The sequence below is a fragment of the Bacillus sp. lyk4-R2A-2 genome (assembly GCF_030209735.1).
In the GTDB taxonomy this organism is placed as follows: Bacteria; Bacillota; Bacilli; order Bacillales; family Bacillaceae; genus Bacillus; species Bacillus pumilus.
This window is the reverse complement of sequence record NZ_JARVRK010000004.1, coordinates 476701-489177: the sequence shown is the minus strand read 5'-3', so window position 1 is coordinate 489177 and position 12477 is coordinate 476701. Positions and strand designations below refer to the sequence as shown.

At 41.4% G+C, this 12477-nt stretch carries 12 protein-coding genes; 4 read left to right on the top strand and 8 right to left on the bottom strand.

The window, feature by feature from the left end; genetic code table 11:
* Positions 1-47: 47 nt before the first annotated feature.
* The 3 genes from pdhB to QRN39_RS05280 form a co-directional block, all read right to left on the bottom strand.
* Positions 48-1025: a pyruvate dehydrogenase complex E1 component subunit beta gene (gene pdhB, locus QRN39_RS05290; protein ID WP_003211433.1), complete on the bottom strand. Its 978-nt coding sequence runs from the start codon at positions 1023-1025 to the stop codon at positions 48-50.
* Between the two features lie 3 nt (positions 1026-1028).
* Complete coding sequence (gene pdhA / locus QRN39_RS05285) at positions 1029-2144, bottom strand: pyruvate dehydrogenase (acetyl-transferring) E1 component subunit alpha (RefSeq protein WP_003211678.1); 1116 nt, start codon at positions 2142-2144, stop codon at positions 1029-1031.
* 410 nt (positions 2145-2554) lie between these two features.
* A complete protein-coding gene (locus QRN39_RS05280; RefSeq protein WP_268458729.1) occupies positions 2555-3223 on the bottom strand; it encodes a YkyA family protein in 669 nt (222 codons plus the stop codon).
* Positions 3224-3457: 234 nt separating this feature from the next.
* Here QRN39_RS05280 and QRN39_RS05275 point away from each other — a divergent pair, with 234 nt between their 5' ends.
* Together QRN39_RS05275 and def are read left to right on the top strand one after the other, a co-directional pair.
* Positions 3458-3646 (top strand): YjcZ family sporulation protein, encoded by a 189-nt coding sequence (locus QRN39_RS05275; RefSeq protein ID WP_041816227.1) that lies wholly within the window; start codon positions 3458-3460, stop codon positions 3644-3646.
* Between the two features lie 112 nt (positions 3647-3758).
* Complete coding sequence (def, locus tag QRN39_RS05270; protein WP_137054685.1) at positions 3759-4316, top strand: peptide deformylase; 558 nt, start codon at positions 3759-3761, stop codon at positions 4314-4316.
* Positions 4317-4355: 39 nt separating this feature from the next.
* On the opposite strand, the gene QRN39_RS05265 is transcribed toward def, so the two are convergent.
* Positions 4356-5135 carry a Cof-type HAD-IIB family hydrolase gene (locus QRN39_RS05265; protein ID WP_003211252.1) on the bottom strand — a complete coding sequence of 260 codons (780 nt, stop codon included), beginning with the start codon at positions 5133-5135 and terminating at the stop codon, positions 4356-4358.
* A 395-nt stretch (positions 5136-5530) separates the two neighbouring features.
* Here QRN39_RS05265 and QRN39_RS05260 point away from each other — a divergent pair, with 395 nt between their 5' ends.
* Together QRN39_RS05260 and rnjA are read left to right on the top strand one after the other, a co-directional pair.
* Complete coding sequence (locus QRN39_RS05260) at positions 5531-5740, top strand: DNA-dependent RNA polymerase subunit epsilon (protein WP_003211882.1); 210 nt, start codon at positions 5531-5533, stop codon at positions 5738-5740.
* 5 nt (positions 5741-5745) lie between these two features.
* Entirely contained in the window at positions 5746-7413 is a 1668-nt protein-coding gene (gene rnjA, locus QRN39_RS05255) for a ribonuclease J1 (protein WP_003212511.1), read from the top strand.
* A gap of 91 nt (positions 7414-7504) precedes the next feature.
* Here rnjA and ade read toward each other — a convergent pair whose 3' ends face one another.
* The 4 genes from ade to QRN39_RS05235 all read right to left on the bottom strand — a co-directional run bounded on the left by ade (position 7505) and on the right by QRN39_RS05235 (position 12356).
* Positions 7505-9235 (bottom strand): adenine deaminase, encoded by a 1731-nt coding sequence (gene ade, locus QRN39_RS05250; RefSeq protein ID WP_251191322.1) that lies wholly within the window; start codon positions 9233-9235, stop codon positions 7505-7507.
* Positions 9236-9498: 263 nt separating this feature from the next.
* Positions 9499-10167 (bottom strand): potassium channel family protein, encoded by a 669-nt coding sequence (locus QRN39_RS05245; RefSeq protein WP_003211815.1) that lies wholly within the window; start codon positions 10165-10167, stop codon positions 9499-9501.
* A gap of 37 nt (positions 10168-10204) precedes the next feature.
* Complete coding sequence (locus QRN39_RS05240; protein ID WP_284906348.1) at positions 10205-11041, bottom strand: gamma-glutamylcyclotransferase family protein; 837 nt, start codon at positions 11039-11041, stop codon at positions 10205-10207.
* Between the two features lie 4 nt (positions 11042-11045).
* Positions 11046-12356: an ATP-binding protein gene (locus QRN39_RS05235; protein ID WP_003211426.1), complete on the bottom strand. Its 1311-nt coding sequence runs from the start codon at positions 12354-12356 to the stop codon at positions 11046-11048.
* Positions 12357-12477 lie beyond the last annotated feature (121 nt).

Genomic DNA, 12477 nt, shown 5'->3' with positions numbered 1-12477 from the left:
TTGATAAAGGGGAAGAGAAATAAATTCTTTTCCCCTCAGTCATTTAATTAAAATTCAAGAACTTTCTTAGCTGTTTCAAGCACGTCTTTATGGTTTGGAAGCCATACGGTCTCAGCTTGAGAGAAAGCAAATACAGTATCAGGTGCAGCTACACGAAGTACTGGTGCTTCTAGGCTAAGGATTGCTCTGTCATTGATTTCAGCTACTACGTTTGCAGCAATACCAGCTTGTTTTTGTGCTTCTTGAACAACGATCGCACGACCTGTTTTTTCAACAGAAGCGATGATTGTTTCAATATCAAGCGGGCTTACTGTACGAAGGTCGATCACTTCAGCAGAAACGCCTTCTTTTTCAAGCTCTTCAGCAGCTTTAAGTGATTCGTGAACCATTGCACCGTAAGTGATGATTGAAAGGTCAGAACCTTCACGTTTCACGTCAGCTTTACCGATTTCAATTGTGTACTCTTCTTCAGGAACTTCCTGACGGAAAGAGCGATAAAGTTTCATATGCTCAAGGAATACAACCGGATCATTGTCGCGGATTGCAGAAATTAATAGTCCTTTTGCATCGTAAGGTGTTGAAGGAATGACCACCTTGATACCAGGCTGTTGTGCGATAAGACCTTCTAAGCTATCAGCGTGAAGCTCAGGTGTGTGAACTCCCCCGCCGAATGGAGAACGGATTGTCACTGGAGAATGCCAGCGTCCGCCAGAACGGTAACGCATACGAGCCATTTGTCCAGAAACAGAATCTAATACTTCGTAAACGAATCCGAAGAATTGAATTTCCATTACTGGGCGGAATTCTTGTAGTCCAAGGCCAATTGCAAGACCGCCAATACCAGATTCAGCAAGTGGTGTATCGAATACACGATCCTCACCAAACTCTTTTTGCAATCCTTCAGTCGCACGGAATACGCCGCCGTTTTTACCAACGTCTTCTCCGAAAACGAGAACGTTTTCGTCATTTTTCAGTTCTGTGCGTAACGCATCAGTGATCGCTTGAATCATTGTCATTTGCGCCATGGCTTACTTCGACTCCTTCTGTTTGTAAATTTCAAGCTGTTCAACTAAGTTGAATGGTTTCACATCGTACATATTTTCAATCAAGTCAGTGACTTTTTGCTTAGGCTGTTCGTCAGCTTCTTTGATCGCTTGTTTGATTTGTTCTTTTGCATCTTCGATGACTTTATTCTCTTCTTCTTCAGACCATAGGCCTTTGTTTTCCAAGAATTTGCGGTAGCGTACCAATGGATCTTTTTGCTCCCACTCGTTTTCATCTTCTTTTGTACGATATCTTGTTGGATCGTCACCAGCCATTGTATGTGGGCCGTAACGGAATGTAAGAGTTTCGATTAATGTTGGACCTTCGCCATTTACAGCACGCTCACGAGCTTCAGCAGTTGCTGCATATACAGCTAATGCATCCATACCGTCAACTTGTACGCCTACGATACCAGCTGCAGCCGCTTTTTGTGCAATTGTTTGCGCAGCAGATTGCTTCTCAACAGGAGTAGAGATCGCATATCTGTTGTTTTGGACAACAAAAATCGCTGGCGCTTTGTAAGCCCCTGCAAAGTTAATACCTTCGTAGAAATCACCTTGTGAAGCTCCGCCATCACCAGTGTAAGTGATTGCAACAGCATTTTTACCGCGCTTTTTCAAACCAAGAGCTACACCAGCAGCTTGAATGATTTGTGCACCGATAATGATTTGTGGTGAAAGTGCATTCAGATCTTCAGGCATTTGGTTACCAACAAAGTGTCCACGAGAGAACAAGAACGCTTTTGTTAATGGAAGGCCATGCCAGATTAATTGTGGTACATCACGATATCCTGGAAGAATGAAATCTTCTTTCTCAAGTGCAAAGTGAGTTGCAAGCTGAGAAGCCTCTTGTCCAGCTGTTGGCGCATAGAAGCCAAGACGTCCTTGACGGTTCAATGAAATTGAACGTTGATCTAATACTCGTGTAAACACCATACGGCGCATTAATTCTTTTAATTGGTCATCTGAGAGATCTGGCATTGCCGCTTCGTTTACGACTTCGCCTTTTTCGTTTAAAATTTGAAACGTTTCAAACTGCTTTTTGATGGCATCAAATTGCTTTTTGCTATCAACAATTGCTTTTTTTGTTTTTGCAGCCATTCTAAAGTCACCTCTTCCTTTCTTTTAACAGTCAATTTGTCGTGAATCCATTTATACATACAGATATAGGATAACCCAAAATACACATATGACTCCTGTATTTAATAGCCACTAGGATCGTTGTCGAAACATAAGATGATCGCTCGTTTTTGAGTTCTTCTAACTGTATTAACGATAGTTCACAAATAACTAATACAACTTCTGTTAACAAGGACTAGTTTACAACAAGAAAAATAGTCCGTCAATTGATTTAACGGCTTTATTTAAATAAATGTATTCGCTTTACTTTTTATGGTGAGCTGTATCAATCTGTTTAACAAACACATCGAACTGTACTAGTATAGTGTGTACTACTGTACTACAATAGAAAATGTTTGTTTTTGTCGAAAAATAAAAAAAGAGCTGTTTTTTCAGCTCTTTTTGGACTCTTGATCTGCCACTTTAGACAAAGCCTGTTTATGCTCATTCAATTGCTTTGTATATTGATTGAACTTTTTACCTTCTTTTCTGACTTTGCTATAAGAACGGTTCACCGTCTTCAGCTTGGATTTTAGCTCTTTATATCCTAAGTCCTTTTTCTTTAAAGATTGATATAAATGCTGATCTTGTTTCAACGCCTTTTGATATTCCTTGTAAAGCTGGTCATACGACGCATATCTTTTCTCAAGCGATTTGACCGTTTCATCTGCTTCTTCTTTTAAATTCGTATCTTGTATACGTCCCGCAGATTCCTTGACCGTTTTCAATTCTTTTTTCGATTCATCCATGCTGTCTTTTTCTGTTTTCAAATGTTCTTCTCGTTTCGCAGCAGATGCTAACGCCTGATCAGAAAGGCTTTTCACTGTTTTAGTGTGATCCTTTGTGGTTTGAATCATTTTTTTATAGAGCTGCTGCTCTTTTTTCTCATAGCTTTGCAGTGCGCCTTGCTCTTTTTCAAAGGATGCCTCTTTTTCGCTCATTTTCGTCATCGCATCTTGCATATCATGAAATGGACTTTGACCTCCGCACCCCGCCAGCAAAAGGGTACATATCCCCGCTAAAGCAGCACCTGCTTTCATGCTTCTTCTTATCTGTCTCATCACAAGGTTCCCCCTTTACATCTCCACATACCACTATAATTTTTATAGGCGTTTGTGACAAGGAAAGAGGTCATTTTGAGGAGCCGAAGAAGATTTTTTTCAAGTGATAGGCGCATGACTATACAAATAGTGCATTCATACATAGTTTATATTACACGCTTCGCCTTCACTTATGAGAGGCCGAGTGTATTTCCAAAGGAGGTCAAAAGTATGTCTAATTATAGTCATGGAAGTATGTATGGTGGATACGGCGGTTACGGGTATGGATACGGTGGTGGATATGGCGGTGGCTGTTGTTACCCAAGTTATGGCGGTGGCTACGGATACGGCGGTGGACGGACATTCGCTTTAATCGTTGTCCTTTTCATCCTATTAATCATCGTTGGCGCAGCATTCTTAGGCGGCGGTGGCGGCTGCTGCTAATGGCTGTTTAAGCCTCTGACCGGTCTCATAGGACCGGTCTTCTTTATTTCATTGCATATGTTGTGTATCATTTTATATACTTTACATACAAAGGAAATAGGAGTGAAGATTTGTGATTACCATGGAAGATATCGTACGGGACGGACATCCCGTCTTAAGACAAACAGCTGAAGCGGTCGAGCTCCCGCCGACAGAAGAGGACAAACAGCATTTAGCTGACATGATTGAATTCGTTAAAAATAGTCAGGATGCTGACATGGCTGAAAAGTATGGACTCAGACCCGGTGTTGGACTCGCGGCTCCGCAAATTAATGTCAGTAAACGAATGATCGCTGTTCACTGTGAGGATGAAGATGGAGTGGAATACAGCTATGCCCTTTTCAACCCGCGCATTGTCAGTCATTCCGTCAAAAGAGCTTATTTAACGACTGGTGAAGGCTGCTTATCTGTTGATGAAGCCATTCCTGGATTTGTCCCTCGATATCAAAAGATCAGGGTGAAGGGTACAACGCTTGAAGGAGAAGACATTGATATTCGCCTAAAAGGGTTTCCGGCCATTGTGTTTCAGCATGAAATCGACCATTTAAACGGCATTATGTTTTATGATCATATTCAAAAGGATCAGCCATTCGCTGAGCCTGACAACTCTGTTGCGATCGGCAGATCATAAAATAAAAAGAAGACCCAATAACCTAAGGGTCTTCTTTTTTTATTCTTCAATCAGGCCTAAATGAGTCACTGCATGGAATATGCCGTCTTCATCTACTGGCTTTGTCACAAAATCAGCCAAATCTTTTAGTTCATTCACAGCATTTCCCATGGCGACGCCTGTACCAGCAAACGAAATCATCTCTCGATCGTTCAGACCGTCTCCAAAGGCAACGGTATCCTTTTGCTCGTAAGGCAGTCTTTCGATAACTCGTTTAATGCCTTCAGCCTTCGATCCGCCTTTTGGCAAGACATCTGTTGACAGCTCGTGCCATCTGACAAGATCAATTTCTTCGCGGAACGCCTCGTATTGGACTTCCTCTTCTGCCTTACAGAATAACAGCATTTGAAAAATCTCGTTTTCTTTAAAGTAAGATAAATCATGTTCAGGATGCTCTGTTTTTAAAGTCCCAATCCCCTCATGGATAAACGGATGATTTGGCACAGAAGCCTTCATCGTTTTTTCCCCCATGAAAACAAGCGGATGATCATGATGATCCGCTGTTTCATAAATTTGCTCCATTAGCTCCAGTTTAAGCGGATTGCCGTAAATGACTTCTCCCTCATACATGACATACTGACCGTTATAAGCTATAAAGGAGTCAAGCCCCAATTCCTCTAAAATAGGCTTAATTAAAAAAGGCGAACGCCCAGATGCAATGAAGAGATGATGGCCTTTTTCTTTTAATAAACGAACCGCTCGCTTCGTTGATTCAGGTATTTTTTTATCATGATCATATAAAGTACCGTCGATATCAAAGAAGATGACTTTTTTATTCATATCCCGTCTCCTGTCTCTTGTTATGTATACCCACTCCCTTTCATCATACAGAAAGATTTCTGCTTTCGAAACCACTTCCTATGAAAACGCCTATTTCCCACATATAACCATGTAACATTCAATGGAAACGTCATATAATACAAGTATAAAGAGAGAACGGAATACAAGGTCTAATCTAACTTCAATTCGAAAGGAGGCGACCTGCGATGCTTCGTCGTCTGCGCAAGAAAATTAGAAGACAATGGAAGGACATGCTTCGTAAAAAATCGATCGCTTAAAAGGATCTTCCGCACATTTGCTGAAGGTCCTTTTTTCTCAGAGACTTTTCTTATGCGCGTTTTTTTAATATAATAGAAATAGCGAGTGTAACATACGGTATTTAAGGAGAGATTTGGATGATATATAAGGTATTTTTTCAGGCAAGTACTACTGAGGTACCTGTAAGAGAACACACAGATTCACTATACGTTGAAGCAGTTTCTGAAAGAGACGTACGTGATAAGTTGAAAAAACATAGCTACAACATTGAATTCATTCAGCCTGTAGACGGTGCTTTTTTAGACTATGAACGAGAAAGTGAAAATTTTAAAGTATTGGAGCTATGAGAGGAATGAAATTTGTAAAAAACGATCAGGCGGCAGTTTTTGCGCTCGGCGGTTTAGGCGAGATCGGTAAAAACACGTATGGCGTTCAATTTCAAGATGAAATCATTTTAATTGATGCTGGTATTAAGTTCCCTGAAGATGAGCTTCTTGGAATTGACTACGTCATCCCTGACTATACGTACTTAGTTAAAAACGAAGATAAAATCAAAGGTCTTTTCATCACTCATGGACATGAAGACCACATCGGCGGTATCCCTTACCTTCTCAAGCAAGTGAATATTCCAGTTTACGGCGGCAAACTCGCAATCGGCCTACTTCGTAATAAATTGGAAGAGCACGGTCTCTTGAGACAAACAAAACTTCACATTTATGAAGAAGAAGATACCATTAAATTCAGAAAAACAGCTGTGTCTTTCTTTAGAACTACACACAGTATTCCAGATTCTTATGGAATTGTCGTGAAGACACCTCCTGGTAACATCGTACATACAGGTGATTTCAAGTTTGACTTTACGCCTGTTGGCGAACCTGCCAACTTAACAAAAATGGCTGAAATCGGGAAAGAAGGCGTTCTATGTCTTTTATCCGATAGTACAAACAGTGAAATTCCAGAATTTACGATGTCTGAAAGACGCGTAGGCGAAAGCATTGATGACATCTTTAGAAAAGTCGACGGACGTATTATCTTTGCTACGTTTGCTTCAAACATTCACAGACTTCAGCAAGTGATCGAGTCCGCTGTTGCCAACGGCCGAAAAGTTGCGGTGTTTGGACGAAGTATGGAGTCTGCCATTGATATTGGACAAGATCTTGGCTACATTAAATGTCCAAAAAACACGTTCATTGAACATAATGAAATCAACCGTCTACCAGCAAACAAAGTGACTATTCTTTGTACTGGGAGCCAAGGTGAGCCGATGGCTGCTCTTTCTCGTATTGCAAACGGCACTCACCGCCAGATTTCGATTAATCCTGGAGACACTGTTGTCTTCTCTTCTTCACCGATTCCAGGTAACAATATTAGCGTAAGCCGCACCATTAACCAGCTGTACCGTGCTGGCGCTGAGGTTATTCATGGCTCACTTAATAATATTCATACATCTGGTCATGGCGGACAAGAAGAACAAAAGCTGATGCTCCGTTTAATTAAACCAAAATTCTTTATGCCGATTCACGGTGAATACCGCATGCAAAAAACGCATATTAAACTTGCGAATGATTGCGGAATTCCTGAGGAAAACTGCTTTATCATGGATAACGGTGAAGTACTTGCACTAAAAGGTGACGAAGCAAGTGTCGCTGGCAAAATTCCATCAGGTAACGTGTATATCGACGGAAGCGGAATTGGCGATATCGGGAATATCGTCTTAAGAGACCGCCGCATTCTTTCTGAAGAAGGTCTTGTCATTGTGGTCGTCAGCATGGACATGAAAGAATTCAAAATCTCTGCTGGTCCTGATCTCATCTCAAGAGGCTTTGTCTACATGAGAGAATCTGGAGACCTCATCAACGACGCACAAGATCTCATTTCAAAGCATCTTGAAAAAGTAATGGAACGTAAGACAACTCAGTGGTCGGAAATTAAGAACGAAATTACGGACACACTTGCTCCTTTCCTTTACGAAAAAACAAGACGCCGCCCAATGATCTTACCGATTATTATGGAAGTGTAATCACAAAAAGAGACACGAGCCGACTGGCTGTGTCTCTTTTTTTCATCAGTATTGAAAAAAGCCGCATATATAACATGCGGTTTCTCACTTTTTATGATTGAATTGGGAGGTGCTGGAAGTTTCTGACATCAAACAAGCCCTTTGTCGTCATTTTCACATCAGGAATGACTGGAAGTGCCAAGAAGGACAGCGTCAAAAACGGATTAAAGTCTAAGGTAAAACCTGTTTCTTTAAGCGCTTCATGAAGTGTATGAAGGCTTTCATTGACGAGATGTGCCGGCTGATCTGACAATAAACCAGAGATCGGTAATGGCAGCGTATGAAGAGAACGCCCTTCTTTAACAACAGTCAAACCGCCGCCTGCTTCTTTTAACGCCTCAATCGCTTTGATGATATCAGCATCATTTGTGCCAACTGCAATTAAGTTATGGGAATCATGTGCAACCGTTGTTGCAATCGCGCCCTGTTTGATGCCGAAGCCGCTGACAATCCCTACGCCTATTTCAGATAAACCTTGATGACGTTCAACAAGCACCATTTTCAATACATCTCTGCCTGTATCACTTGTAAATTGTCCGTTCATTTCTGAAGGAGAGACTTGTTCTAACTTTGTTTCAAGCTGATTCGGAATAATACGGATCACATTCATATGTTGATCGCCCGTGATAGGTAGTGCAATGTCTTCCTCTTGAACATCTACTGCATGAACAGATTGTAATAATGCTGGGCTTGGTGCGATCTTTTCGACACTCGGCTTGTACTCTCCGTTCTGTGCAACCAATTCACCTGCGATAAATACGCTTGTAATGTCTACATGATGAAAGTCCGAGACAAGCATAAAATCAGCATCATAGCCTGGTGCAATGGCTCCCTTTGTTTTAAGACCAAAACACTCTGCGGCATTTAAGCTTCCCATTTGATAGGCTAAAAATGGATCTAAGCCTTCTTTTATGGACATCCGTACTTGCTCATCAATACTTCCCTGTGCCATTAAATCATCCAAATGTTTATCATCTGTGCAAAAGAAAAAGCGTCTCGCATTCTTTTCATTGACAGCGGGTAAAACATTTTTCACGTTTTTGGCAACAGATCCTTCTCTCAGCATCACATACATGCCCCTTTTCACACGCTCAAGGGCTTCCTGTGCAGTTGTCACCTCATGGTCTGTTTGGATATTGGCCGTCCGGTAGACGTTGATTAAACGATCTGTTAAGCCTGCTAAATGGCCATCAATCAGTTTATTCTCGTTTTGGGCATCAAGCAGCTTTTGAAGCATATCTTCTTCTGCCTGCTCCACACCGACATAGTCCATCACCTCAGCAAGACCAAGCACTTCCTTTTCTTGATAAAGAGGCTTTAAATCTTTCGCTTTTAACGTAGCACCTGATCGTTCAAAACTGACTGCCGGTACACAGGATGGCAGCATGAAATAAATATGTAAGGCAGCTTTTCTCGCTTCTTCCAGCATAAATTGGATGCCTGTTATACCTGACACATTGGCGATTTCATGCGGATCTGTTACGACAGTTGTCACACCGCGCGGAACGACAGCTTTGGAGAATTCAGCAGGGGTAACCATAGAAGACTCGATATGAACGTGGCCATCAATAAAACCAGGCACAAGCATTTGACCTGCTGCATCAAGCTCCTGTTCCCCCTCGTACTCCCCTATCCCGACTATTTGTCCATTTTCAACAGCGACATCTGCGTCTATCCATTCCTGGTTAAACACATCCATGACTTTCGCATGTTTAATCACGAGGGCTGCTTTTTTTCTCTTTGCTGCTACCTCAATTTGATGTCTGAAAAGCTCCTTATCCAACGACACTGCCTCCTCCAAGTAAACAATATAATGTTTCTTATCGTAAACGAATCTGTTTGTCCAGTCAATGACATTTAGAGAAAATCAACCATATCAAAACACTGATTTTTATTTCTGAATAGTGATAATTGCACGAAAAATAAGATGATTCATTTTTGCGGTTATACATGAACAAAGCAACCCTTTTCAGTGTCAATTTCCGTCTCAATGTCCACCTGTCATGAACACATTCATGTAAAAAAAACACCCCGTCATCGGAGTGCTTAATAATCGTTTTGCATTTCTCGTTTTTCAAAGCGTCCTATATCGGCTACTGCCCCAATGACAATGAGGATATCTTCTTTTTGAATCATTTCATCTGCCAGCGGGGAAACAATGACTTCTTTTCCGCGCTTAATGGCCACAATGTTGATGCCGTATTTTGCCCGTATATCAAGATCTAAAAGAGAATGTCCCGCCAGCCTGCTGTTTGCCACAATCTCAATCAGGCTGTACTCATCTGACAGCTCGAGGTAATCAAGCACGTTATTTGAAATGATTTTATGTGCAATCCGTCTGCCCATATCTCGCTCTGGATGAACGATGCGATCCGCTCCAATTTTGTTGAGCACCTTTTCATGGTAGTCATTTTGCGCTTTCACGGTGACCATTTTGACGCCAAGCTCTTTCAGCATAATCGTTGTTAAAATACTTGCCTGAATGTTTTCACCGATTGCAACGATGACATGATCAAAATTGCGAATACCAAGATTTTTTAAAACGTTTTCGTCCGTCGAATCACCAATGACCGCATGTGAGGCAATTTTCGCGTACTCGTTTACTCGATCTTCATTCATATCCATCGCCATGACTTCAAGTCCTTCTTCGCTCAGCGCCTTGCAAATACTTCCGCCAAAGCGTCCAAGACCAATGACTGCATATTCCTTTTTCATGTTCAGACTCCTTTTATCTCACTTACCATGCATTTTACTACGGTTTGATTAATGAATCCATATGGGAACGAATTTTTTTGCGGAACGCTTCACTTAAGTAAAGGTCTGCTCCTTTTTCGATTTCACTGCGATAATGAGCTGGCGGAGCGATTTCTTCGCTCTTTTGAAGCACAAGAAAGGTTAAACAGTCCTCATAAATTTGATCACCTATTTTGACATCGACAAAAGCTGGACGATATGTGCCTTCATATACTCCCTCTCGTTTATACAAATAACGAATGGCATCAAAAGGAACTTCATATAATACACCCTCTGTTTCGCCGCCGTCTTCTACCATATCAGCTCTTGATCCATCTGGCCTCACCAATGTAAATCTCGTAGTAAAACCGTTTAGTACACCACCGCCGATGATTTGTCTGAAGTGATGATCGACTTCTGCGAGCTTAAATCTAGCATCATCCATACAGGAGCCATAGGCAAAATAATAAAAGGATGATGGCTGCTCATGCCACAGTTTATAAGCTTTCCAGCACCCTCTCTTTATTTCTTTCAGTGCTGATGCCTTCTGCTCTGGCAAAATGTATGTCATGGCTGCTACCTGACCTTGATCCGTCATGACATTGATTTCCTGCTTGTCATACCCTTCCTCTAGTGCGTCTATCTTATTCAACGTGTCAGCGGTTACCTCGTACAATTCCCCGTATACAGTGCCTTTTTCTGCGGGAACACACGCTGGATATCCTTGACCTGTATCGTAGATTCTTCCATTCATCCAAGCAGATTTAGCTATTAGTCTGCTTGGATGAATGTACGCTTCGTGGTGCTCTTCATGCTGCAAAAGCGTCCCATATACAAATAAAGCTTTCATCGTCATGACTTCACGTCCTCTCAACTTGCTGCTGTCTGCTTTTTTGACACACAGGCAAATAAATATGAAAAGCTGTGCCTTTTCCAAGCTCACTAGACACGTCCATTCTTCCGTGATGATCTTTTAAAATTGTCGCACAGATGGTCAGACCAAGCCCTGTCCCTTCTTTTTTCGTGGAAAAGAAAGGGTCATATATTTTTTGAATATCTTCTTCAGACATCCCTTTTCCTTCATCTTGAATGGTAATCTTCCATTCATTCAATACTTTTTCTGTAGATATGTATATGCTGCCACCTTCAGGCATTGCCTCAATCGCATTTTTGATTAAATTAATGAACAGCTGCTTCATTTGGTTAGCGTCTGCTAGGATTGCACCGGCATCCTGCCTTTTAAATGGCTGCTTGAGATCAATATTTGAAAGAACGGCATTTGTTTTTAATAAAGTAATCACTTGTTCTAGAAGCTCATGAAGCTGGACTTCTTGAAAATGGACCGCTTGAGGCTTAGCCAATACAAGCAGCTCACTTAAAACAAAATCAATCCGTTTAATTTCAGAGAAGATAATGTCAAAATAATCGGTTCTTTCAGGATATTGTGTCTTCATCAGCTGTAAAAAACCATTTACTGATGTCAGTGGATTTCTGACTTCATGGGCGATTCCAGCGGCTATTTGTCCAGCGACGGCCAGCTTTTGCGCCTGCATTTGCAATTGCTGATTGGATCTTTCAAGCTCAAGCTTTGCCTGCTTTTGTTTTGTAATATCAGCTACTGTTCCAATTCCTCCGGTAAACTGGTGATGCTCATCAAAATAGAGCTTGTAATGAACGTCTCCCCATACCTTCTTTCCCTCTTTATGGAGAAGCTGCAGTTCTACCCGCCCCGCATCCTTATGCTCCTTGATCACAGATAACAAATGCTGCACCACGCGTTCCTCTTGATCAAAGTACTGATTGTACATGGTGCCTAGACATTCATCAATGTCATAGCCTGTCATTTGTGTCCATGCTTGATTTAAAAAAATAATTTCACCTTTTTCGTTTGTTTCAAAGACGATTTCTTGCAAGTTATCTGTAATTCGATTCAGCCGCTCTGTCAGTTCCTGTGCTTCTTTCTCTCTCGTATTTAAGTCTGACACAAATAGATTTAAGCGGTCTACATAGCCTGAGACAACCCAGATCCCTGTTAGAACAAGGACTGTAAAGGCTAGATCGAGCGGCCAATTAATTTGATAGCCGCCTAGATAATAAAAGAAATCCCAGCTTAATATTAAAATAAATGCAAGAACAGATAACACGATCCGCACTTGATATGTTTTGTTCAAATAATTCCACCTGCCGCCCTGAGATTCTTTGTCAATTGTACCATTTTCCACTTATTTTTTGAGGGAGATGGGGCATTTTTAAGGAACTTTTTCAGAAAAAAAGCCTGTTCTCCGCACAAAG

Coding starts and splice junctions, on each gene's coding strand:
- pdhB (WP_003211433.1), bottom strand. CDS start 1,025: ATGGCGCAAATGACAATGATTCAAGCGATCACTGATGCGTTACGCACA.
- pdhA (WP_003211678.1), bottom strand. CDS start 2,144: ATGGCTGCAAAAACAAAAAAAGCAATTGTTGATAGCAAAAAGCAATTT.
- QRN39_RS05280 (WP_268458729.1), bottom strand. CDS start 3,223: ATGAGACAGATAAGAAGAAGCATGAAAGCAGGTGCTGCTTTAGCGGGG.
- QRN39_RS05275 (WP_041816227.1), top strand. CDS start 3,458: ATGTATGGTGGATACGGCGGTTACGGGTATGGATACGGTGGTGGATAT.
- QRN39_RS05265 (WP_003211252.1), bottom strand. CDS start 5,135: ATGAATAAAAAAGTCATCTTCTTTGATATCGACGGTACTTTATATGAT.
- QRN39_RS05260 (WP_003211882.1), top strand. CDS start 5,531: ATGATATATAAGGTATTTTTTCAGGCAAGTACTACTGAGGTACCTGTA.
- rnjA (WP_003212511.1), top strand. CDS start 5,746: ATGAAATTTGTAAAAAACGATCAGGCGGCAGTTTTTGCGCTCGGCGGT.
- QRN39_RS05245 (WP_003211815.1), bottom strand. CDS start 10,167: ATGAAAAAGGAATATGCAGTCATTGGTCTTGGACGCTTTGGCGGAAGT.
- QRN39_RS05240 (WP_284906348.1), bottom strand. CDS start 11,041: ATGACGATGAAAGCTTTATTTGTATATGGGACGCTTTTGCAGCATGAA.